Source organism: Polymorphospora sp. A560 (assembly GCF_045781765.1).
GTDB classification, from domain to species: Bacteria; Actinomycetota; Actinomycetes; order Mycobacteriales; family Micromonosporaceae; genus Polymorphospora; species Polymorphospora lycopeni.
Window position 1 is genome coordinate 4885253 of sequence record NZ_CP122282.1, and the last position, 21691, is coordinate 4906943.

Genomic DNA, 21691 nt, shown 5'->3' on the forward strand with positions numbered 1-21691 from the left:
ACGACGGGACACGACAAGGCGGAGGGATGACGTGATGAGTGCGGACACGCGGCTGGAGGAGCTGGGCGTGAGTGGTCTGGGCGAGGTCGACGAGCCGGCGTTCTCGGGGCTGGCGGAGCGGCACCGGCGGGAGCTGCACGTGCACTGCTACCGGATGCTCGGGTCGTTCGAGGACGCCGAGGACACCGTGCAGGAGACGTTCCTGCGTGCCTGGCGGCGGCGGGAGACCTTCGAGGGGCGGTCGACGTTCCGGGCCTGGCTGTACCGGATCGCCACCAACGCCTGCCTGGACCTGCTCGCCAGGTGCCGCCCGGAGCCCGCGACCGGCGGCGAGGTGCGGTGGCTGCAGCCCTACCCGGACCGGCTGCTCGACGAGCTGCCCGCGGGCGACGCGGACGAGCCGGAGACCGTCGCCGTCGCGCGGGAGACGATCGAGCTGGCCTACCTGGTCGCGGTCCAGCACCTCGCGCCGCGCCCGCGGGCCGTACTGATCCTGCGGGACGTGCTCGGCTGGCCGGCGAAGGACGTCGCGGAACTCCTCGGGGACTCCGTCAACTCCGTGAACAGCGCGCTGCAGCGGGCCCGCGCCGGCATGCGGGAGCACCTGCCCGCCGAGCGGCAGGACTGGACCGACGGCGAGGAGGACGCCGGGACGCGCGAACTGGTGCGCCGCTACACCGACGCCAGCGTGGCCACGGACATCGGCGGGCTCGCCGCACTGCTGCGGGACGACGTCCGTTGCTCGATGCCGCCCACGCCCGGCCTGTACGTCGGCCGCGAAGCGGTGGTAAAGGACTGGGTCGAGAGCGGCTTCGAGGGCATGAAGCACCTGCGCGCCGTCCCTACCTCCGTGAACCGGCAGCCGGCCGTCGCCTTCTACCACTGGCGGAAGCCGGAGGGCGCGTACCTGCCGCTGACGATCGACGTCCTGCGCGTCACGGACGGGGCGATCACCGAGATCGTCACGTTCCACGACGACCAGTTCGCGCGGCTCGGGCTGCCGGAGCGCCTGCCGGCGGACGGCACGGAGTAGTCCCGGTCCGGCGTCCGCGCCCCGCGCGACCCGGCCGTCGCCGGGCGAGGGTGCGCGTCGTCATCCCGGGACCAGGACCGGCACCTGCCGGTCGACACACCCCGTACGCCGGTTACCGAATGGTGGAGGAACAACATGAACAGCATGAATGACACCGGGGTCGTCGCGAGCCCGGCATCGGGCCGGACCAGCCACCCCGGCCGACTCGGCGGGCTCGCCGTCACCGGCTTCATCGCCGCGCTCGTGGCGACAGTGGCCACCACCCTCGCCGCCGCGCTGGCCCGGGCCGTTGGCGTCGACTTCGCAGTCTCCGACAGCGGCGAGACGATCCCGTTGGCCGGGTTCGCCGTCGTGACCGGCTTCTTCTCGGTCGTGGGCATCGTCATCGCCGTCGCTCTTCTTCGTTGGAGCGCCCACCCCGCCCAGCGATTCGTGTGGACGGCGGTGTCGCTGACCGCGATCTCGATGGTCCCGCCCTTCCTCGCCGGGGCGAACACCGCCACCATCGCCGCCCTCCTCGGGCTGCATCTCGTCCCCGCGGCGGTGATGATCCCCACCCTGGCGCGGAGCCTGCGCCCCCGGGGCGGCGAGCGCGGTTCGTGACGTCACCGGTGTTCCGCCGCGAAGGTGCGGCGCAGCTCCCGTTTCAGCACCTTGTGGCTCGGCCCGAGCGGCAGCCGTTCGAGGAACCGGATCCGGCGCGGATACTTGTGCCGGCCGAGCCGCTCGCGGGCCCAGGCGATCAGTTCCTCCGCGTCCGGTGGCGGGTCGGCCGCCGGGTCGGGCACGACCACCGCGCAGATCTCCTCACCGTGCACCGGGTCCGGTACGCCGATCACGGCGACCTGGGCGACCGCCGGGTGCCGGGCGAGCACCTCCTCGACCTCGCGGGGGTAGACGTTGAACCCGCCCCGGATCACCACGTCCTTGGTCCGGTCGACGATGGTGACGAACCCGTCGGCGTCGCGGGTGCCGAGGTCACCGGTGCGGAACCAGCCGTCGACGACCGCTTCCGCGGTCGCCTCCGGACGGCCGAGGTATCCGGCGAAGACGTTGTGCCCGCGGATGACGATCTCGCCCAGCTCACCGACGCCCAGCAGCTCGACGCGATCCGGAACCTCCGGGCGGGCGATCTCGACCTCGACGCCCCAGATCGGATGCCCGACGGTGCCGGCGCGGGTGCCGAAGTGCGGCTGGTTGGTGGTCGCGGTCGGTGCGGTCTCCGACAGGCCGTACCCCTCGAAGATCGTGGTGCCGAAGGCGGTGTTGAAGCGTTCGAGTACGGCGACCGGCAGTGACGCGCCGCCGGAGACGCACAGCCGCGGCCGGGGCAGTTCGTCGCGGCCGGCGGCGGCTTCCAGCAGTGCGATGTACATCGTCGGCACGCCGTGGAAGACGTCCACCCGTTCGCGGACCATCAGGTCCAGCGCGGCGGGGCCGGTGAACCGGGCGAGCAGTACCAGGGTGCCGCCGATGCGGAAGGTGCCGTTCATCGCCACCGTCTGCCCGAAGGTGTGGAACAGCGGCAGGCAGCCGAGCACCACGTCGGTCGGTCGGGCGTCGTTGGCGTCGAAGACGTTCACCATGGCGTTCATCACCAGGTTGAGATGGGTCAGCACGGCGCCCTTCGGCTCGCCGGTGGTGCCGCTGGTGTAGAGGATCACCGCCGGGTCCTCGGCGCCACGGGAGACGTACGACGGCACCGGTTCGAGTCCGGCGCACAGGTCCTCCAGGCGCCGGACCGCCGTCGCGGGACGCTGGGCGGGCACCGGCGCCACCGCGCCGACGGTGACCAGCGGGATGCCGGCCCGTTCGGCGGCCGCCGCGCCCATCGCGAGCTGGCTGCCGTGGCAGACCAGCAGGTCGGCCCGGCTGTCGCGGAGCACGTACGCGGCCTCGTCGGCGGTGAGCAGCAGGTGCACCGGGACCACGACCGCGCCGGCCGCGAGCGCCCCGTAGTAGGCGCGCGGGAAGTCGACCACGTTCGGCGCGAGCAGGGCGACGGTGTCGCCGGGCCGTACGCCCAGTTCGCGCAGGCCGGCCGCGTAGGTGCGGGCCTCGTGCCACAGTCGCGCGTACGTGACCCGGGTGTCGCCGTCGACGACGGCGACCTTCGCGGGGTGCCGCCGGGCGGATTCGGCGAGCACGGTGGCGAGCGAGAGGCTGGTCACGACTCCTCCCCGGCGAGGTAGAGGCGGCTGACCGTCTCGGCCACGCAGACCGGTCTGCCGCCGCCGTCGCTGTCCACGGTGACGGTCTTGACCACCTGGAGCCCACCGGCCGCCTCGGTCACCGCGTCGATCCGGACGCTGGCCCGGATCCGGCCACCGGTGCGCAGCGGGGCCGGGAACCGTACCCGGTTCAGCCCGTAGTTGACCCCCATCCGCACCCCGTCGACCCGGTAGACGTCGCGGACCAGGGCCGGCAGCAGCGAGAGGGTGAGATAGCCGTGGGCGACGGTGCCACGGAACGGTCCGGCGGCGGCCCGTCGCGGGTCGACGTGGATCCACTGGTGGTCGTCGGTGGCGTCGGCGAAGAGGTCGACCCGGTCCTGACCGACCGGGTGCCACCGCCCGGGGCCGAGGATGTCGCCGACCGCGGCGGCGAGTTCGGCGGGCGATCCGAAGGTTCTCACGCGAGGTGCCCTCCGAGCTTGGTGTAGCCGCGCAGCAGGTCGCGGGAGATGATGAGTCGTTGCATCTCGTCGGTGCCCTCGAAGATGCGCAGCAGCCGGGCCTGCCGGTACCAGCGTTCGATCGGCAGTTCCCGGGTGTAGCCCATGCCGCCGTGGATCTGCATCACCCGGTCGACCACCCGGTTGACCATGCCGGCGCCGTAGAGTTTCGCCATCGACGAGGCGTGCCTCGGGTCGAGTCCGGCGTCGACGGTCCAGGCGGCGCGCAGCACCAGCCAGCGGGCCGCCTCCAGTTCGGTCTCGGAGTCGGCGAGCATCCAGGCGATGGCCTGGTTGTCGCCGATGGGCCGGCCGAAGGTGTGCCGGGTGTTCGCGTGGTCGATCGCCATGGCCAGCGCGCGTTCGGCGATGCCGAGCGCGTGCGACGGGATGACGTACCGGCCCTTGCCGATCCACTGCATGGCCAGCGCGAAGCCCTGGCCGACCTCGCCGAGGACGTTGCGGGCCGGTACCCGGACGTCCTCGAAGACCAGCGCGGCCGGGCCGCCCTCCCCCATCGTCTGGATGAACTCCGAGCGCCAGCCCATGTCGCGGTCGACGAGGAAGGCGGTGCTGCCGCCCCGGCGGACGTCGCGGTCGCGGTCGGTGACCGCGATGACGATGGCGAAGTCGGCCTCGTTGCCGCCGGTGATAAAGGTCTTCTCGCCGTCGAGGACCCAGTCGTCGCCGCCGCGGCGGGCGGTGAGGCGGATGTTGGCCGCGTCGGAGCCGGCGCCGGGTTCGGTGATGGCGAAGCAGGAGCGGCGTTCGCCCTCGATGGTCGGCAGCAGGTATTCGCGCTTCTGCTCCTCGTTGGCGTGGAAGAGGATGTTGTCGGCCTCGCCGCCGAACCGGAACGGGACGAAGGTGCGCCCCACCTCGGTCCAGACCAGTGACTGGGTGACGGCCGGCAGGCCCATCCCGCCGTACTCGTCGGGGGTGTCCAGGCCCCAGAAGCCGAACTTGCGGGCCCGCAGCTGCAACTCGCGTAGCTGGCCGGGTTCCAGGCCGGGCAGGTGGGCACGTTCGCGGCGGAGCACCTCCGGCTCCAGCGGCATGATCTCCCGGTTGATGAACTCCCGGGCGGTGTCCCGGATCGCCCGCTCCTCGTCGCTCGGTGCGAAGTCCACGGTCTCCTCCTGGCGTGTTCGTCGGTGCCGGCGGTCAGCGGGCGCCGCCGTTGACGTAGAGGGTCTGGCCGCTGACGTACGACGCGTCGTCGCTGGCCAGGAAGGCGACCACGGCGGCGATCTCCTCCGGTTGGCCAACCCGGCGCAGCGGGGTCAGGTCGGCCACCGTCCGCTGGTGGTCCTCGGGGGTGGCGCCGACCCGGACGGCGGTGGCGGCGGTCATCGCGGTCGCGACGTAGCCGGGAGCGACGGCGTTGACGGTGACGTTGTACGGCCCGAGTTCGATGGCGAGGGTGGCGGTGAGCCCCTGCACCCCGGCCTTGGCCGCGGCGTAGTTGACCTGCCCGCGGTTGCCGAGCGCGGAGCGGCTGCTCAGGTTGACGATCCGGCCGTAGCGCGCGGCGACCATGTGTTTCTGAGCCGCCTGGCAGCAGTGGAACATGCTGGTCAGGTTGGTGTTCAGCACCGCGTTCCACTCGGCGGCCGACATCTTGAACAGCAGGTTGTCGCGGGTGATGCCGGCGTTGTTGACCAGGATGTGCGGGCCGCCGAGTTCGGTGACCACCCGTTGGGTCATCGCCTCGACCGCGTCGGCGTCGGTGACGTCGCAGCCGACGCCAATCGCCCGGCCGCCGGCGGCGGTCAACTCCTCGGCGACGACCTTGCTCCGCCCGGGGTCGAGGTCGACGACCGCGACGGCGGCTCCCTCGGCGGCGAGCCGGCGGGCGGTGGCGGCACCGATCCCCTGGGCGGCGCCGGTGACGATGGCGACCCGGTCGGCGAATCTGTTCACGGGGCTCTCCCTGGTGGTTGTCACTTGAAGGCACTGACGCCGGTGAGCGCCCGCCCGATGAGGAGTTGCTGGATCTGGCTGGTGCCCTCGTAGAGGGTGGCGACGCGGGCGTCGCGCAGGTACTTGCCGACCGGGTACTCGTCGACGTAGCCGTAGCCGCCGAAGACCTGGAGTGCGTTGTTGGCGGCGCGGACGGCGGCCTCGGTGGCGAAGAGTTTGGCCACCGACGACTCGGTGGCGAAGGGCTGTCCACGGTCGATCAGGTCGGCGACCTGCCAGACGAGCAGCCGGGCGGCGGCGGTGTCGACGGCGATCTCGGCGATCAGTTGCTGCACGAGTTGGTGCCCGGCGATCGGTTTGCCGAACTGTTCCCGTTGGGCCGCGTAGCGCAGTGCGGCGTCCAGGCTGCCCTGGGCGATGCCCACGCAGCCGGCGGCGACCGACATCCGGCCCTTGGCCAGGGCGCGCAGCGCCAGGTCGAAGCCGGCGCCGGCGGCGCCGAGCCGGGCGCTGTCGGGCACCCGGACCCGGTCTAGGGCGAGTTCGGCGGTGTCCTGGCCGCGCAGCCCGAGTTTGCCGTGGATCGGGCGGCGGGTCAGGCCGGCGCTGTCGGCGGGGATCAGGAAGGCGGTGATGCCGCGCGGGCCGGGGCCGCCGGTACGGACGAAGAGCAGGATGACGTCGGCGCGGGTGCCGTTGGTGATGAACACCTTGGCCCCGCTGATCAGCCAGTCGTCACCGGCGCGTTCGGCCCGGGTACGCAGTGCGGCGGCGTCGGATCCGACATCGGGTTCGGTGAGCGCGAAGGCGCCGAGCAGGTCGCCGGCGCAGAGTCCGGGCAGCCAGCGGGCCTTCTGCCCGGGTGTGCCGTGGGCGGCGATCGACTTGGCGACCAGGCCGAGGGAGACCGAGACGATGCCGCGTACGGACGGGTCGCCCCGGCCGAGTTCCTCCAGCACCAGGCAGTAGGTCAGGTGGTCGCCGCCGGAGCCGCCGTCCGCCTCGTCGATGGTCAGCCCGAGGAAGCCGAGGTCGCCGAGCTTCCCGACGACGGCCGGGTCGACCTGTTCGGCGCGGTCGGCCGCGGCGGCGTACGGCGCCACCTCACGATCGACGAACTCGGCCGCGAGCTGACGCGCGGCGGCCTGTTCGGGCGAGAGGCTCAGATCCATGGACATTAAACTAGCGCTGCAAGTTTTATCTCGTCCAGACCCGGATGTGGAAGAGTTCCTTGCGCACCCGTTCCGGAGGAGACCGACCGATGCCGCGTCCCAGCAAGGCCCTGCTCAGCCGGGAACGAATCGTGGCCACCGCCGCCCGGCTCATCGACACCGAGGGGCTGACCGGGTTCTCCACCCGCCGGCTCGCCACCGAACTCGGGGTCCGCGGCCCCTCGCTCTACAACCACTTCGCGACCAAGGACGAGATCCTGGACGCGGTCGCCGACGCGATCATCGCCGAGGTGGACGTCTCGTTCTTCCGTACGCACGAATGGCGGACGGCGCTGCGACTCTGGGCGATGTCGTACCGCGAGGCGCTGCTCGCGCACCCGAACATCGTCCCGTACCTCGCCCAGGGGCCGGGCCGGCGGCCGGCGGCGCTACGGATGGCCGACGCCGTCTACGGAGGACTGGTCGACGCGGGCTGGCCGCCGGCGAAGGCCACCCACATCGGCGCGCTGATGCGCTACCTGGTCACCGGCTCCACCCTCGGCTCGTTCGCGAAGGGCTTCATCGAGGATCCGGCGCTCTACGACGGACACCCCCACCTCGGCCAGGCGCACCGGCTCGCCGAACACCAGCGCAGCGTCGACGACGGGGCGTTCGCCCTCGGCCTGGACGCGCTCATCGACGGTCTCTCCAGCGACTACGAGAAACTCGCCCGGCCTATGGATCGGTGAGGCGGCGGGCGCTACAGTCGGAAAACTTGCGGCGCTAGTTATTGCCGCCAGACGGCACCGCTGCCCACTCACCCGAGTGAGAGGTCCACCGATGCAGCTCACCCGTACCGAAATCCACCTCGGCGGTCGTTGGGTGCGGCCGGACGGCACCGGGACGATCCCGGTGGAGAACCCGGCCACCGAGGAGACCATCGCCGAGATCCCGGCGTGCACCGCCACCGACGTCGACCGGGCCGTCGCCGCGGCCCGCGCCGCCTTCGACGGCTGGGCAGACACCGGCCCGGCCGACCGGGCCGCGGCGCTCGACCGGCTGCACGACGCACTCGCCTCCCGCGCCGACGCCCTCGCCGAGACCATCGGCCGCGAACTCGGCAGCCCGCGCAAGTTCGCCGCCCGGGTCCAGGTCGGACTCCCGCTGCGGGTGCTGCGCGGCTACGCCGACCTGGCCCGGCAGCCCGCCCCCGCCGAGACCATCGGCAACTCCCTGGTGCTGCGCGAGCCGGTCGGCGTCGTCGGCGCCATCACCCCGTGGAACTACCCGCTGCACCAGGTGGTCGCCAAGCTCGCCGCCGCCCTCGCCGCCGGCTGCACCGTCGTACTCAAGCCCAGCGAACTGACCCCGCTGGTCGCCTACCAGTTCTTCGACGCGATCGACGAGGCCGGGCTGCCGCCGGGGGTGGTCAACCTGGTCACCGGGACCGGTCCGGTGGTCGGCGCGGCCCTCGCCGGGCACCCGGACGTGGACATGGTCTCCTTCACCGGCTCCACCGCCGTCGGCCGGCAGATCGCCCACCTGGCGGCCGACCGGATCGCCCGGGTCGCGCTCGAACTCGGCGGCAAGTCGGCGAACATCGTCCTCGACGACGCCGACCTCACCACCGCCGTGAAGGCCGGCATCGGCAACTGCCTCGTCAACTCCGGCCAGACCTGCACCGCCTGGACCCGGATGCTCGTGCACCGCACCCGCTACGCGCAAGCCCTCGAACTCGCCGCCGACATCGCCGCCGGATACCGGCTCGGCGATCCCTTCGACCCGGACACCCGGCTCGGACCGCTGGTCTCCGCCACCCAACGCGACCGCGTACGGGCACACATCGCGCACGGCCTCGCCGACGGCGGCCGGCTCGTCACCGGCGGTCCGGACGCACCGGTCCCCGACCGGGGCCACTTCGTCGCGCCGACCGTCATCGCCGACGTCGACCCCGACAGCGCGCTGGCCCAGGAGGAGGTCTTCGGACCGGTCCTGGCGGTCATCCCCTTCGACGACACCGACCAGGCCGTCGCCATCGCGAACAACTCCCGGTACGGGCTCGCCGGCGCGGTCTTCGCCGGCGACGAGGAACGGGCGCTCGCCGTCGCGCGCCGGATCCGCACCGGCTCGGTGGACGTCAACGGCGGCTCCTTCAACCCGCTCGCCCCGTTCGGCGGCTACAAGCAGTCCGGGATCGGCCGCGAACTGGGCGTGTACGGGCTCGCCGAGTTCACCCAGCTCAAGTCGATCCAGAGATGAGGGCGCTGGTCGTCGCCGGGGTCGGCGCGCCGCCCACGGTCACCGACGTCGAACTGCCCGCCCCCGGGCCGGGCGAGGTCCGGGTCCGGGTCCGCGCCGCCGGGGTCTGCCACTCCGACCTGTCGATGACGAACGGGACGGTCACCCCGGCGTACCCGCTCGTGCTCGGGCACGAGGCCGCCGGGCTGGTGACCGAGGTCGGCGCCGGCGTACGCCGGGTCGGTGTCGGCGACCACGTGGTGCTGAACTGGGCACCGCCGTGCCGCGGGTGCTGGCCCTGCCGGCACGACGAACCGTGGCTCTGTGTCGAGGCGGGCACCCCGTCGGTGGCCCGGGGCCGGACCGCCGGGGGCGATCCGTTGCACGTCACCCTCGGCCTCGGCGCGCTCGCCGAGGAGGTGGTGGTCGGCGAACGGGCGGTGATCGCCGTGCCGGCCGGGCTGCCGTTCGAGTCGGCCGCCCTGCTCGGCTGCGCCGTCCTGACCGGGGTCGGTGCCGTCACCCGGACCGCCGCCGTCGCGCCGGGTGAGTCCGTACTGGTTCTCGGGCTCGGCGGGGTGGGCCTGGCCACGGTGATCGCCGCCGCGTCGGCCGGTGCGGGGCCCGTCGTCGCCGCCGACCTCGCCGGGGCCAAGCGTGAGCTGGCGACGGCCGCGGGGGCCACGGACTTCCTGGTCGCCGACGACACCCTCACCAGGCGGGTCCGGACGCTGACCGGTGGGCGCGGGGTCGACCACGCCTTCGAATGCGTCGGCCGGGCCACCACGATCCGCACCGCCTGGCGGGCCGCCCGGCGCGGCGGCCAGGTGACCGTGGTCGGGATGGGCGGCAAGGACGACCTGGTCGAGCTGAGCGCGCTGGAGATCTTCCACTCGGCGCGTACCCTGCGCTCCTCGGTCTACGGTTCGTCGGACCCGGACCGGCACGTGCCGGAGTTGGCCGCCGCAGTGCTCGACGGGTCGCTCGACCTCGGTCCGTTGATCACCGACCGGTGTGGACTGGACGACGCGCCGGCCGCCTTCGCCCGGATGGCCCGGGGCGAGGGCGCCCGCACGGTGGTGCTGTTCGACTGACCACCGGCTCAGCGCAGGGCACGGGCCAGCTCGATCCGGGACCGCAGGCCGAGCCGGTGGAAGATGTTGCGCAGGTGGTGGTCGACGGTCCGGGGGCTCAGGTGCAGGCAGGCGGCCACCTCCCGGTTCGTCGCCCCCTCCCCCACCAGCCGGGCGATCCGCAACTGTTGGGGGGTCAGCGTCCGCACGTCGACCGACGGGCGGACGGCACCACCCGGCGGCCGCAGGTCGCCGACCGGCCGGCGCGCGGTGGCGGTGCGGGCCGGGACCGCCGCGCCCGCCGCCCGCAGTTCCGCCGTCGCCTGCTGTGCCCAGCCGGCGACACCGAGCCGCTGGAACGTCTCCATCGCCCGGCGCAGGTGCTCCCGGGCGTCCCGGGGTCGGCGCGAGCGACGCAACTCCCGGCCGAAGAGCAGTTCCGTACGCGCCCGCTCGAACTCCGCCCCGCCCGCCGCGTGCAGCCGCAGCGCCTGCCGGAACCAGTCCTCGGCCGCCCCGCTGCCCCGGGGGGCCAGCAGTGCGCGGCAGCGGGCCGAGACGGCCCGGCGGGCCGGATTCCCGGTGCCGTCGGCCCAACGGTCGAAGACGGCCGACGCGTGGAGCGCCCGCGCCCGCCGTGCCGCCGTCGCGGGTCCCGCCGGGTCGGCGTGGGCGACCGCTTCGACCAGGTACGGCGTGGCCATCACCTGCACGACGAGTTGGCCCCGGCCGGTGCCGGGTCGGGCCAGGGCGTGCAGCCGGGCGGCGGCGGCCGTCGCCCGGCCCTCGGTCAGGTCGAGCACCGCCAGCGCCCACTGGCTCAGCGCCCAGGGCCGCTGCCCGCCGGCATGAGCGCCCGCGCCGGGCTGGCCGTGCCGCAGTGCCACGGCCCGGTCGCCGCGGATCGCGGCCAGCACCGCGAGCATGCCCCGGTGGATGGCGGCGCAGTTGTCCTGCCCGCTCTCCCCGGCCACCGCCAGCCCTTCCCGGGCCGCCGCCACCGCCGCCGGACCGGTCGGGTCGAGCCAGTAGTGGGCGTAGCTCAGCAGCTCCAACGCCCGGGGCAGGGCCGAGACGTCGCCGGTGGCCCGGGCCCGGGCCACGGCCCGGGAGGCGAGCCGGCCGGCGGCGGCGTCGTCGGCGGCGAGCAGGCCGGCGGCGCTGGCGGCGGTGAGCCCGACGGGGTCGTCCAGCGACGCGGCGAGGTCGACCGCCCGGCGGAGGGCGGCGACCGCGTCGCGGTGGCGGCCCTCGAAGGTCGCGGCGGAGCCGGTGATGTGTTCGTGGGCGACCAGGGCGGCGGCGGTGGCGTCCGGCCGGCACAGCACGGCCGCGCGGCGGGCGATCTCGGCGTACCGGCGGTAGTCGCCGGAGAGGCAGACCGCCTCGCCGGCCTGTAGCAGCGCGCCGAGGGCCGCCCGGGGATCGGTCGGGGCCAGCACCTCGGCCGCGGCCAGCAGCGGTTCCGGTGCGTCACCGGCGACGCCCGTGCGGAGGGCCATCTCGCCGCTCAGCAGCCGGACCCGGGCCCGCACCACCGGGTCCGCGCCGGTGTCGCCGATCCGGAAGAGCAGCCGGCGGGCACGCTGCGGGTCGCCGGCCAGCCAGGCGTACCGGGCCGCGGCGACGAGCCGGAGATCGGCCGCGGCGCCGCGCCCGTCGCCGGTCCGGGCGTCGGTGAGCTGGGCGGCGCGTTCCAGGGCCGCCGAGGCGGTCGCGTAGCCCCCGGCCGGATCGGGTCGGCCGGCGGCCGTACGGAACGGGCCGGCGCCGGGGTCGGGGGCACTGGCGCGGACGTGTGCGGCGGCCCGTTCCAGTTCGGCGGCGAGCGGTTCGTCCGGGCCGTCGGCGGCGGTGGCCAGGTGTACGGCCCGACGCAGTCGCTGGTCGGGTCCGGTGCTGATGGTCCGGGCCAGGAGCAGGTGCGCGGCGCGGCGCCGGGCCAGCGGTGCCTGTTGGTAGGCCAGGGTCCGGAGCAGTCGCTGCGGAAAGCCGACCCGGTGGGCGTCGACGCGGATCAGGCCGGCGAGTTCCGCCGGGGCGAGAGCGGTCAGCCGGGTACCGGAGGCTTCGGCGGCCCGGACCAGGCCGAACTGGTCGAGTGCCTCGTCGGCGGCGGCGAGCAGGAGCAGCCAGCGGGTTTCGGCGGGAAGCCGGCGCAACCGGTCCCGGTAGGACCGGCCGAGCACGCCGTCGGGCGGCAGTGCCGTGGGCGGCGGCTCGTCGCCGTACCGCTGGGCGGGGGTGAGGGTGGTGGCGAGGTCGGTGAGCGCCTGCGGGTTGCCCCGCGCGAGCCGGGCCAGTGCGGCGGCCGTGTCGGCCGGCAGGCCGTCGGGGACCAGGTCGCCGAGCAGGCCCAGACTGTCCGTCTCGTCGAGCGGGGTCAGCCCGAGCGCCGGTACGTCGCAGACCGCCTCCGCCGCGTCGCCGGCGAGCACCATGGCGACCCGGTACGGGCGCAGCCGCCGGGCGGCGAAGGCGAGCACGTCGAGCGACGGTGGGTCGGCGGCGTGCGTGTCGTCGAGGCGGCAGAACAGGGGACGTCCGGTGCCGGCCGTACCGAGCAGGCCGAGGACGGCCCGGCAGAGGACCAGCCGGTCCGGCTCGGGGCAGCCCTCCCCGCCCAGGGCGCGGGTGAGCACGTCGCCCTGCCGGCCGGGCAGCGGCGGGATCCGTCCGGCGAGGGGTTCGAGGAGCCGGTGCAGTACGGCGTACGGCAGGTCGGCCTCGTCGGGCAGCCCTTTGGCGGCGAGGACGGTGAACCCGGCGGGGTGGGCGGCCGCGGTCACGCTGCCGTCGTCGAGCAGTGCGGTCTTGCCCAGGCCGAGTTCGCCGTGCAGCAGCAGGGCGCCGCCGGTGCCGGTGGCCGCCGCGTCGATCAGGTCGGTGATCGTCCGGCGTGCCGCGCTCCGGCCCCGCAGCACAGATTTTTGCACTAGCGATGCATCAATCATATAGTGAGTGTTACCTATTGGTAACGAGATCGGAAGAGGGCGACATTTCGCTCACCTGAGGCACGACGACGGGCCCCTCCGCCTCGACCCTCACACCCCGGACCGGCCCGCCCGCGATCAGGGCGCGAGCCGGGCGAGGTAGCCGTCGACCTGATCGCGGGCGTCGTCCGGCGCGAGAGCGGTGGTGAGCACACGCACGGTGATGCCGTCCATCAACGTGGTCAAGGCGGTGGCCTCGGCCCGCGCGTCCACATGGGAGCCGACGGTGCCGTTCACCTTGCCGGCGGAGAGCAGACGCTCGAGGTTGGCGCGCAACCCGGTCTCACTTTCCGCCAGGATCGCCGCGACCTGCTCGTCGACCAGCGCCTCCGCCGTCAACGCCAGCCAGACGCGCGCCTCGAGGACGCGCTCCTCGTCCAGCGGGAGGAGTTGCCACATCGCCTGCCGGATGACGTCCAGGGTGATCGGGTCGGCCGGGATCGTCCGCGCCCGCCGCACCACCCGGTCCACCAGGTGGTCGATCGCGGCCCGAACCATGCGCTCCCGGGTCGGGAGATAGTGCTGGGCGGTCGCGAGAGCCATCCCGGCCTCCTGCGCGACGGCCCGGACGGTCATCCCCACCGACCCGACCCGCCCCAGCACGACGCAGGCGGCGGCACCGAGATGACGTCGCCGCTCCTCGTGATCCACGACCTTCGGCATGCTGCGATCATAGATGATCGGTCATTTGACCGATATAGGTCAACCACCTAGTCTCGATGTCATGAACAGCTTGTCCCCTGGTCACACCGCTCCGGTACACAACGCCCCGCGCTTCGGCTACGCCGACATGGCCGTGGTGCTCATCGTCGGGATCGGCCTGGCCAACTCGACGGTGGCGGAATTCCTGGCCCGGGGACCGGCCCGGCTGGGCATGTCGGAGATGGCCTCGTCGAGCATCGCGTGGACCCTGATCAACGGCACGCAGCTGGCCGTCGGGCTGGCGGTCGTCCGGCACCGGTTCGGCGCGATCAGAAAGCCCCTCATGCTGGACCGCCCGAAGGGCGGTCAGGTCGGCGCCGCGATCAGCTGGGGGCTGGCCAAGGCGGCCCTGACCCTCGGCCTGCTCCTGGCACTTCCGGCGGCGATCGTCGAAGGTGGCGGAGGTGAGGGCGGCTACCCCGCCGGGAGCCTGCTGGCACAGTTCGTCTTCGCGCTCACCTTCGGCGCGGTCGCCTCCCCCCTGTACGAAGAGGTCCTGTACCGAGGCGTCTTCTACCGTGGGCTGGCCGCACGACTTCCCGCCGTCGCCGCCATCACCCTGTCGGCGGGCTTCTTCGCCGTGGTCCACCTGCCCCGCGTCTTCAACACCATCAGCGCACTGCTGGCCGGACTCCTCTTCGCCTGGCTCCTGCACCGCCACCGCAACCTCTGGGTACCGATCATCGCCCACGCCGTGAGCAACGGGTTCCTGGTCGTGCTGGCCTTCGCCGCCCAGGCCGGCTGAAACCCGGGTCGCCCTGGATCAAGCTCGATACCGTGTACGGATCGACGGGCCCCAAGGAGCCCGGGCCCGAGAGGGATGGATGGAGCGGATGGGGCGGAGAGCGGGAGGGCCGGTCAGCGCCCTGATCACGGTGGCCGTGACGGCGGTGCTGGCGTTGTCCGGGTGTTCGGCCGATCCCACCCCTGTCGAGGCCGTGACCGCGCTCGCCGAGCAGACCCACTCCGGTCAGTTGCGGCTCGTCACCGTACGGCAGGCAACGGCCGACGGGGCCGCCGAGGTCGTCTTCGCACTCGGCGACGACCCCGACGCCGCGGTCGTGGTGAACGTCGGCGCCGCGCCCGACAGCACCGTGGACGAGGAGGATCTGCGGACCGCCGTACGGGCGGCCCGGGAACGGGCGGACCGCTACCGCACCCTGGTGGCGGCCTTTCGACGCTGCGGGTACGCACTGGTCGCCGTCCACGAGATCGGGCAGCCGTCGCACGAGGTGGTCTGGATCGCCGCCGACGACGCCGGCCCGGTGGACCGTACGCCGCTCCGTCTCCAACCGTGCCGGGAGGACTGGCGGTTTCCCCACCAGGACGCCGCCCCCGGCGTCAACCTCGTCGACGCATCCGTGCTCGCCGGCCTGGCGACTCCCGACCCGGAGCTGCCGCCCGTCCTGCGGGTCACCGAGCGGCACCTGGACGCGGCCCTGAAGGAGACGTTCCACCACACCGTCGAGGTCTGGCCGGCGGCGGCCACCACCCCGCCCGCCCACGCCGGCCGCGTCCGCCCCGTCTGGCCGGCGAAGGAGTGGCAGACGATCGCACAGACCCTGCGCGCGTGGATCGACGAATGGCTCGACGAGAGCGGGGTCGCCCACGTCAGCGGCCTTGAGGTCTACGAGCAACGGTGGTTGATTCCCGGTACGTCCCGCGAGATGCGCTACTACGAGGCGGTCTGCACCGAACGGGAGACGTCCTGGCGGTGCGTCGGTCCGATGGTCGGCGTCGCCGCCGTCACCGTCGACCTCGACGACCTCTCGGTATCCGCGCCGCGTCTGATCACCGGCATCAGGCAGTGGCGGGACATCCCCGCCAACCGACCGCTCGAACCCGAACTCGCCGCCGCGGTCGAGTGACGGTCGCGGGCGGTCAGTCGCGGGCGGTCAGCAGGGCGGTGACGGTACGGGCCATCGTCCGGCGGGCCTCGTCGACGCCGAGCCCCAGCCCGTCGCGGAGCATCGACCAGGCCGGCCACATCGTCGCCGCGACCACCGCGTTGAGCAGTTGCCCGCGGCCCCGCCCGGCCGCGGCGAGTTCGACGGCGAACACCTCGCTCACCTCGTCCCGGAGCCGTTCGATGTGCTTGGCCCGGTTACGGCGCAACTGCTCCGAGGTCGGTTCGCGCAACTGCGCGGCCCGCGCCGAGGGGGTGATCAGCTGGAGCAGCCGGGCACGTTGCCGGCAGAAGGCGTCCACCCGCTTGGCCAGCGACAACTCCGCCGGGATCGGCCGGTGGGCGGCCTGCTGCTCGGCGAGCACCCGCTCACCGCTGGCCTCGAACAGGGTCTCCATGTCCTTGAAATTGGTCCAGAGCGCCCGCAGGGAGACCCCGGCCCGCTCGGCGATCCGCTCACCGGTCGGCCGCAGGTCGCCCTCACCGATCAGCGCCAGATGCGCGTCGACGATCGCCGCCCGGGTGCGTTCCGCGCGGGCGGTACGTCCATCCACCCGCACCGGTGCCTCGGTGTCAGTCATCGCCTCGTGCTCCTGCCGACCGTCGAAACCTGCACCCGCAGTGTAGTGGCGGTCAGTCGCCCGCCGGCTGGTGGCGGCGCAGCTCACGCCGGGCCAGCGACCGCCGGTGCACCTCGTCGGGGCCGTCGGCGAGCCGGATGGTCCGGGCCGACGCCCACAGCCGCGCCAGCGGGGTGTCCTGGCTCACCCCGGCCGCGCCGTGTGCCTGGATGGCCCGGTCCACCACCCACTGGGCCGTCTCCGGCACGACGATCTTGATCGCCTGGATCTCGGTGCGGGCGGCCCTGTTGCCCGCGGTGTCCATCAACCAGGCGGTCTTGAGCACCAGCAGCCGGGCCTGCTCGATCCGGACCCGGGCCTCGGCGATCCAGTCCTGGACCACTCCCTGGTCGGCCAGCGGCCCACCGAACGCGTACCGGCCGCTGACCCGGCGGCACATCAGCTCGAGGGCACGTTCGGCCATGCCGATCAGCCGCATGCAGTGGTGCACCCGGCCCGGGCCGAGCCGCGCCTGGGCGATCGCGAACCCGGAGCCCTCCGTGGAGATCAGGTTCCCCACCGGCACCCGTACGTCGACGAAGTCGATCTCGGCATGCCCGCCGTGGTCGGCGTCGTCCCAGCCGAAGGTGTGCATGCCCCGGCGGATGGTGACTCCCGGGGTGTCCCGGGGCACCAGGATCTGACTCTGCTGCCGGTGCCGGGGCGCGTCCGGGTCGGTCTTGCCCATCACGATGAAGACCTGGCAGAGCGGGTTCATCGCCCCGGTGATGAACCACTTGCGGCCGTTGACGACGTACTCGTCGCCGTCGCGTTCGATCCGGGTGGCGATGTTGGTCGCGTCGGACGAGGCGACATCCGGCTCGGTCATCGCGAACGCCGACCGGATCCGCGCGTCGAGCAGCGGCTCCAGCCACCGCTCGCGCTGCGCCGCGGTGCCGAACTCCGCCAGCACCTCCATGTTCCCGGTGTCCGGGGCGGCACAGTTCAGCGCGGCCGGGGCCAGGCCGGGACTGCGTCCGGTGATCTCGGCGAGCGGGGCGTACTGCTGGTTGGTCAGGCCGGCGCCGTACGCGCCGGGAAGGAAGAGGTTCCAGAGCCCGCGCCGGCGGGCCTCGGCGCGCAGTTCGTCGAGGACCGGCGGGTGCGACCAGCCGGAGTGCCGGGCCTGCTCGGCGAAGACCTGTTCGGCCGGATAGATCCGCTCGGCCATGAACTCGAGCAGCCGGGCCCGCAGTTCCTCCGTACGGTCATCGAAATCGAAGTTCATGCCGCCTGCTCGCTTCGCTCGCAGTCGTCATGAACCCACCTGAGCCAACCCATTCGCTCGCCACGCTCGCTCATACCGAACCATCCAAAGTCTCGTGTGCCTGCCGGACCAGCGGCGCGACCTGCGCGCCGATCCCCTCGAAGCCGGGGCCGACCGTCTGCCCCCGTACGTACCGGTAGTGCACGCCCTCGAGGATCACCGCGAGCTTGAAGGCGGCGAAGGCGAGATACCAGCGCAGGCCGCTGGTGTCGCGGCCGGATCGGCGCGCGTAGTGCGCGGCGATCTCGGCCGGGTCGGGGTGACCGGGTACGGCGAGCGCGGGGCGGGTCGGGCCGTCGGCGGCGGGCATCGGCCGGTCGGCGTAGATCAGCATCAGTGCCAGGTCGCTCAGCGGGTCACCGAGGGTCGACATCTCCCAGTCGAGCACCGCGCGGATCCCGCCCTCCGGGCCGATCAGCACGTTGTCCAGCCGGAAGTCGCCGTGCACGATCGTGCCGGCGCCGCCGGCGGGTACGGCCGCGGCCAGCCGCTCGTGCAGGTGGTCGATGCCCGGCACGTCGCGGCCGCGCGAGGCGTCGAGCTGCCGTTTCCAGCGCCGGACCTGCCGGTCGTTGTAGCCCTCCGGGCGGCCGAAGTCGGCCAGCCCCACCTCGGCCGGCGGTAAGGCGTGCAGGTCGGCGAGCACCTCCACCAGGGCGAGCACGAGGGCGCGTACCCGGTCCGGACCGAGCCGTTCCAGCTCGGCGGGGTCCCGGTGGATGACGCCGTCGACGTATGCCATCAGGTAGAAGGGGGCGCCGAGGACCGCCGGGTCCGGGCAGAGGAGCACCGTCGGCGGTACGGGGAAGCCGGGCGGCCCGAGCGCGCTGAGCACCCGGTACTCCCGGGTCATGTCGTGTGCGGTGGCCAGGACGTGCCCGAGTGGTGGGCGGCGCAGCACCCACCGCGACGTCCCGTCGGTCACCGCGTACGTCAGGTTGGACCGGCCACCGACCAGCAGTTCGGCCCGCAGTTGCCCGGCGACCAGGCCCGGGGCATGCTGGGCGAGGTGTTCGCGGAGCCGGTCGAGGTCCAGACCGGGCGGCCCGCTCATGCTGTCGACCCGCTCATGCTGCCCGTCCGCTCATGCTGCCGGCCCGCTCATGACGCCGGCTTGCCGCGCTCGCCCATGACGGCTCCCTCCGCGCCGGGCCGGACGGGGGTGGGCGCCGACTCGTGGCGCTGTTGCAGGCGGTTCATCGCACTCAGCCACCGGTCCGGGTCGCTGGCCCGGTGGAGATAGAAGTCTGCCACCTCGGGGTGCGGCAGCACCAGGAAGCGGTCGTCGGCCATCGCCGCCAGCACCGAGTCGGCGACCTGGTCGGGGGTGAGCGCGCCGTCGTCGAGCAGCGCGCCGCCCATCGGCCCGGAGCGGGCCAGCATCGGGGTGCGTACGCCCTGCGGGCAGAGCGCCTGGACGACGATCCCCCGGTGCTCGTAGCTGGCCCGCAGCCATTCGGCGAAGCCGAGCGCGGCGTGTTTGGTGACCGAGTACGGCGCGTTGCCGAGCATGGTCAGCAGCCCGGCGGCGGAGGCGGTGACCAGGAGCCGGCCCTGCCCGTCGGCGAGCCAGCGGGGCAGCAGCGCGCGGGCGGCGTGGACCTGGGACATGACGTTGACCCGCCAGGCCGTCGTCCAGACCTCGACCGGGGCGTCGGCTCCCCCTTCGGGAGCGATGCCGACGTTGGCGCAGAAGAGGTCCAGGCCGCCGAATTCGGTCCAGACCCGGTCGACGAGCCGGTCGACGAAGTCGGGGTCGGCGGCGTCGCCCGCGACGGCGAGGGCGCCGATCCGGGCGGCGACGGCTTCGGCGGCGGCCGGGTCCAGGTCGTTGACGACGACCCGGGCACCGGCGGCGACGAAGCGTTCGGCGAGGGCGGCCCCGATGCCCGACCCGCCGCCGGTGACCACCACCACCGCGTCGGTGAGGTCGAGGCCGACCGGGGTCATCCGGCGGCCCGGTCGGCGACGGTGAGTCCACCGTCGACGATCAGGGTCTGGCCGGTGATCCAGGCGGCGTCGGGGCCGGCGAGGAAGGCGACGGCGGCGGCGACGTCGGCCGGTTCGCCGAGCCGGCCGAGCGGGTATCCGGCGGCGACCTCGGCCTCGCGCCCCTCGTAGAGGGCGGCGGCGAAGCGGGTCTTCACCACCGCCGGGGCGACCGCGTTGACCCTGATCCGGGGCGCCAGTTCGACGGCGAGCGCGGCGGTGAGCTGGTTGAGCGCGGCCTTGCTGATGCCGTAGAAGGCGATGCCGGCGGCGGGTTTGAACGCGGAGACCGAGGAGAGGTTGACCACGGCACCGCCGTGTTCGCCGAAGCCGGCCGCGCGGGCCTGCTGGACCCAACCGAGCGCGGCGAGCACGTTGACCTCCATGATCTTCCGCGCCGCGCCGAGGTCGAGTTCGGTGAGCGGCCCGTACACCGGGTTGGTGCCGGCGTTGTTGACCAGGATGTCGAGCGGGCCGAAGGTGTCGGTCGTCTCGGCGACGGCCCGCGCCCGGTGTTCGGGGTCGTCGGCCGCACCGGGGACGCCGTGGGCCACCGCCGGGCCGCCGAGGGCGGTCACCGCCTCGGCGAGCGGCGCCGCCTTGCGACCGGTGATCACGACCCGGGCGCCCTCGGCGACGAGGCGTCGGGCGACGGCCAGCCCGATGCCGCGACTGGCGCCGGTCACCAGGGCCACCCGACCGGCGAGGCGACCGTCGACCGGATGCTCAGATTTTGCAGTCACAGTGCTGATTTTAGGAATGCCCGCCCGACCCGTCAATCACCGTGACGATTCCCACCCGGGATTCGATGGACAGCACACTCAAAGTAAGCGCACTCTTGGTGCACATTGATGCTCCGGAGAGGACGCCTGAAGCCATGCCCGAAGCCGTCATCGTCGCCGCCGCCCGCTCCCCGATCGGCCGTGCCAACAAGGGCTCCCTGACCGACGTACGCCCCGACGACCTGGCCGCGACGATCGTGCGGGCCGCCCTGGACGCCGTACCGCAGCTCGATCCACGCCAGATCGACGACCTCATGCTCGGCACCGGGCAACCCGCCGGCGAGCAGGGCTACAACCTGGGCCGGGTCGTCGCCGTCCTGCTCGACCTCGACCACCTGCCCGGCACCACGGTCAACCGCTACTGCTCCTCCTCGCTGCAGACCACCCGCATGGCGTTCCACGCGATCCGGGCCGGCGAGGGGGACGTCTTCGTCTCGGCCGGGGTCGAGGCGGTGTCCCGCTACGCCCGCGGCCGCGGCGACGGGCTGCCGGAGACCACCAACCCGCGCTTCGCCCGGGCGATGGAACGGACCGCGGAGCGGGCCGGGATGCCGGGCGCCGCGCCATGGTGTGACCCCCGCGCGGACGGCGGACTGCCCGACGTCTACGTCGCGATGGGGCAGACCGCGGAGAACGTCGCCCAGCTCCACGGGGTGAGCCGGGCCCGGCAGGACGAGTTCGCGGTCCGCTCGCAGAACCGCGCCGAACAGGCGATCGCCGCCGGCTTCTGGGCCCGCGAGATCACTCCGGTCACCCGCCCGGACGGCACCGTGGTCACCGCCGACGACGGCCCGCGCAAGGGGGTCACCCGGGAGGCGGTCGCCGCGCTGAAGCCGGTCTTCCGCCCCGACGGCACGGTGACCGCCGGCAACTCCTGCCCGCTGAACGACGGCGCGGCGGCGCTGGTGGTCATGTCCGACGTTCGCGCCCGGGAACTGGGCATCGCGCCGCTGGCCCGGATCGTCGCCACCGGGCTGTCCGCGCTGTCCCCGGAAATCATGGGGCTCGGCCCGGTCGAGGCGTCCCGGCAGGCTTTGGCCCGGGCCGGGATGTCCATCTCGGACGTCGACCTGGTGGAGATCAACGAGGCGTTCGCGGTGCAGGTGGTGGCCAGCGCCGACCAACTCGGCATCGACGAGGACCGGCTGAACGTCAACGGCGGGGCGATCGCCGTCGGCCACCCGTTCGGGATGACCGGTGCCCGCATCACCACCACCCTGCTGAACTCGCTGAGCTGGCACGACAGGACCATCGGCCTGGAGACCATGTGCGTCGGCGGCGGCCAGGGCATGGCAATGATCGTCGAGCGGCTGCGCTGAGGCCACGACGCCCGCCGGCCG

General features: G+C 73.5%; 20 protein-coding genes. 8 read left to right on the top strand and 12 right to left on the bottom strand.

Annotation, left to right across the window (positions count from 1 at the left end):
- The first annotated feature begins 31 nt into the window (after window positions 1-31).
- Both QCD66_RS21755 and QCD66_RS21760 read left to right on the top strand, forming a co-directional pair.
- Window positions 32-1033 (top strand): RNA polymerase subunit sigma-70, encoded by a 1002-nt coding sequence (locus tag QCD66_RS21755; protein WP_375734940.1) that lies wholly within the window; start codon window positions 32-34, stop codon window positions 1031-1033.
- A 135-nt stretch (window positions 1034-1168) separates the two neighbouring features.
- Entirely contained in the window at window positions 1169-1636 is a 468-nt protein-coding gene (locus QCD66_RS21760) for a DUF6069 family protein (protein ID WP_375734931.1), read from the top strand.
- A 2-nt stretch (window positions 1637-1638) separates the two neighbouring features.
- Here the strand turns inward: QCD66_RS21760 and QCD66_RS21765 are convergent, their stop codons facing one another.
- From QCD66_RS21765 to QCD66_RS21785, 5 genes are read right to left on the bottom strand one after another with little or no spacing between them, the layout of a single operon-like run.
- The gene (locus tag QCD66_RS21765; protein ID WP_375734932.1) at window positions 1639-3204 is read right to left on the bottom strand and encodes a long-chain fatty acid--CoA ligase; all 1566 of its coding nucleotides are present in this window, start codon (window positions 3202-3204) and stop codon (window positions 1639-1641) included.
- Complete coding sequence (locus QCD66_RS21770) at window positions 3201-3668, bottom strand: MaoC family dehydratase (RefSeq protein WP_357536986.1); 468 nt, start codon at window positions 3666-3668, stop codon at window positions 3201-3203. Before QCD66_RS21770 ends, QCD66_RS21765 begins: the two co-directional genes overlap by 4 nt.
- Window positions 3665-4837, bottom strand: a complete 1173-nt coding sequence (locus QCD66_RS21775; RefSeq protein WP_375734933.1) for an acyl-CoA dehydrogenase family protein — start codon at window positions 4835-4837, stop codon at window positions 3665-3667. Before QCD66_RS21775 ends, QCD66_RS21770 begins: the two co-directional genes overlap by 4 nt.
- Before the next feature lie 34 nt (window positions 4838-4871).
- Window positions 4872-5630, bottom strand: a complete 759-nt coding sequence (fabG, locus tag QCD66_RS21780) for a 3-oxoacyl-ACP reductase FabG (RefSeq protein ID WP_375734934.1) — start codon at window positions 5628-5630, stop codon at window positions 4872-4874.
- Between the two features lie 20 nt (window positions 5631-5650).
- Entirely contained in the window at window positions 5651-6802 is a 1152-nt protein-coding gene (locus tag QCD66_RS21785) for an acyl-CoA dehydrogenase family protein (RefSeq protein ID WP_375734935.1), read from the bottom strand.
- Between the two features lie 89 nt (window positions 6803-6891).
- Between QCD66_RS21785 and QCD66_RS21790 the strand changes: the two genes are divergently transcribed.
- From QCD66_RS21790 to QCD66_RS21800, 3 genes are all read left to right on the top strand, one after another.
- Entirely contained in the window at window positions 6892-7530 is a 639-nt protein-coding gene (locus tag QCD66_RS21790) for a TetR family transcriptional regulator (RefSeq protein WP_364207221.1), read from the top strand.
- Window positions 7531-7621: 91 nt separating this feature from the next.
- On the top strand, window positions 7622-9040 hold the full coding sequence (locus QCD66_RS21795) for an aldehyde dehydrogenase family protein (protein WP_375734936.1): 1419 nt from the start codon (window positions 7622-7624) through the stop codon (window positions 9038-9040).
- Window positions 9037-10113: an alcohol dehydrogenase catalytic domain-containing protein gene (locus tag QCD66_RS21800; protein ID WP_375734937.1), complete on the top strand. Its 1077-nt coding sequence runs from the start codon at window positions 9037-9039 to the stop codon at window positions 10111-10113. Before QCD66_RS21795 ends, QCD66_RS21800 begins: the two co-directional genes overlap by 4 nt.
- Before the next feature lie 8 nt (window positions 10114-10121).
- Here the strand turns inward: QCD66_RS21800 and QCD66_RS21805 are convergent, their stop codons facing one another.
- Together QCD66_RS21805 and QCD66_RS21810 are read right to left on the bottom strand one after the other, a co-directional pair.
- On the bottom strand, window positions 10122-13028 hold the full coding sequence (locus tag QCD66_RS21805) for an AAA family ATPase (protein ID WP_407566760.1): 2907 nt from the start codon (window positions 13026-13028) through the stop codon (window positions 10122-10124).
- Between the two features lie 135 nt (window positions 13029-13163).
- On the bottom strand, window positions 13164-13748 hold the full coding sequence (locus QCD66_RS21810) for a TetR/AcrR family transcriptional regulator (protein WP_375732782.1): 585 nt from the start codon (window positions 13746-13748) through the stop codon (window positions 13164-13166).
- A gap of 61 nt (window positions 13749-13809) precedes the next feature.
- Between QCD66_RS21810 and QCD66_RS21815 the strand changes: the two genes are divergently transcribed.
- Window positions 13810-14532 carry a lysostaphin resistance A-like protein gene (locus tag QCD66_RS21815; protein WP_375732781.1) on the top strand — a complete coding sequence of 241 codons (723 nt, stop codon included), beginning with the start codon at window positions 13810-13812 and terminating at the stop codon, window positions 14530-14532.
- An 88-nt stretch (window positions 14533-14620) separates the two neighbouring features.
- Window positions 14621-15655, top strand: coding sequence for a hypothetical protein (locus QCD66_RS21820; protein WP_375732780.1), 1035 nt, complete (start codon window positions 14621-14623; stop codon window positions 15653-15655).
- Window positions 15656-15668: 13 nt separating this feature from the next.
- Here the strand turns inward: QCD66_RS21820 and QCD66_RS21825 are convergent, their stop codons facing one another.
- The 5 genes from QCD66_RS21825 to QCD66_RS21845 all read right to left on the bottom strand — a co-directional run bounded on the left by QCD66_RS21825 (window position 15669) and on the right by QCD66_RS21845 (window position 20312).
- Window positions 15669-16274 carry a TetR/AcrR family transcriptional regulator gene (locus tag QCD66_RS21825; protein ID WP_375732779.1) on the bottom strand — a complete coding sequence of 202 codons (606 nt, stop codon included), beginning with the start codon at window positions 16272-16274 and terminating at the stop codon, window positions 15669-15671.
- Window positions 16275-16326: 52 nt separating this feature from the next.
- Entirely contained in the window at window positions 16327-17541 is a 1215-nt protein-coding gene (locus QCD66_RS21830; RefSeq protein ID WP_375732778.1) for an acyl-CoA dehydrogenase family protein, read from the bottom strand.
- A gap of 70 nt (window positions 17542-17611) precedes the next feature.
- Window positions 17612-18634 (bottom strand): phosphotransferase family protein, encoded by a 1023-nt coding sequence (locus tag QCD66_RS21835; RefSeq protein WP_375732777.1) that lies wholly within the window; start codon window positions 18632-18634, stop codon window positions 17612-17614.
- A 47-nt stretch (window positions 18635-18681) separates the two neighbouring features.
- The gene (locus QCD66_RS21840) at window positions 18682-19530 is read right to left on the bottom strand and encodes an SDR family NAD(P)-dependent oxidoreductase (protein WP_375732776.1); all 849 of its coding nucleotides are present in this window, start codon (window positions 19528-19530) and stop codon (window positions 18682-18684) included.
- The gene (locus QCD66_RS21845) at window positions 19527-20312 is read right to left on the bottom strand and encodes an SDR family oxidoreductase (protein WP_357536961.1); all 786 of its coding nucleotides are present in this window, start codon (window positions 20310-20312) and stop codon (window positions 19527-19529) included. Before QCD66_RS21845 ends, QCD66_RS21840 begins: the two co-directional genes overlap by 4 nt.
- A gap of 134 nt (window positions 20313-20446) precedes the next feature.
- On the opposite strand from QCD66_RS21845, the gene QCD66_RS21850 reads away from it, so the two are divergent.
- Window positions 20447-21670, top strand: coding sequence for an acetyl-CoA C-acetyltransferase (locus tag QCD66_RS21850; RefSeq protein ID WP_407566761.1), 1224 nt, complete (start codon window positions 20447-20449; stop codon window positions 21668-21670).
- The last annotated feature ends 21 nt before the right edge of the window (window positions 21671-21691 follow it).

Coding starts and splice junctions, on each gene's coding strand:
- QCD66_RS21835 (WP_375732777.1), bottom strand. CDS start 18,634: ATGAGCGGGCCGCCCGGTCTGGACCTCGACCGGCTCCGCGAACACCTC.
- QCD66_RS21800 (WP_375734937.1), top strand. CDS start 9,037: ATGAGGGCGCTGGTCGTCGCCGGGGTCGGCGCGCCGCCCACGGTCACC.
- QCD66_RS21850 (WP_407566761.1), top strand. CDS start 20,447: ATGCCCGAAGCCGTCATCGTCGCCGCCGCCCGCTCCCCGATCGGCCGT.
- QCD66_RS21790 (WP_364207221.1), top strand. CDS start 6,892: ATGCCGCGTCCCAGCAAGGCCCTGCTCAGCCGGGAACGAATCGTGGCC.
- QCD66_RS21760 (WP_375734931.1), top strand. CDS start 1,169: ATGAACAGCATGAATGACACCGGGGTCGTCGCGAGCCCGGCATCGGGC.
- QCD66_RS21795 (WP_375734936.1), top strand. CDS start 7,622: ATGCAGCTCACCCGTACCGAAATCCACCTCGGCGGTCGTTGGGTGCGG.
- QCD66_RS21785 (WP_375734935.1), bottom strand. CDS start 6,802: ATGGATCTGAGCCTCTCGCCCGAACAGGCCGCCGCGCGTCAGCTCGCG.
- QCD66_RS21810 (WP_375732782.1), bottom strand. CDS start 13,748: ATGCCGAAGGTCGTGGATCACGAGGAGCGGCGACGTCATCTCGGTGCC.
- QCD66_RS21840 (WP_375732776.1), bottom strand. CDS start 19,530: ATGACCCCGGTCGGCCTCGACCTCACCGACGCGGTGGTGGTGGTCACC.
- QCD66_RS21830 (WP_375732778.1), bottom strand. CDS start 17,541: ATGAACTTCGATTTCGATGACCGTACGGAGGAACTGCGGGCCCGGCTG.
- QCD66_RS21815 (WP_375732781.1), top strand. CDS start 13,810: ATGAACAGCTTGTCCCCTGGTCACACCGCTCCGGTACACAACGCCCCG.
- QCD66_RS21825 (WP_375732779.1), bottom strand. CDS start 16,274: ATGACTGACACCGAGGCACCGGTGCGGGTGGATGGACGTACCGCCCGC.
- QCD66_RS21820 (WP_375732780.1), top strand. CDS start 14,621: ATGGGGCGGAGAGCGGGAGGGCCGGTCAGCGCCCTGATCACGGTGGCC.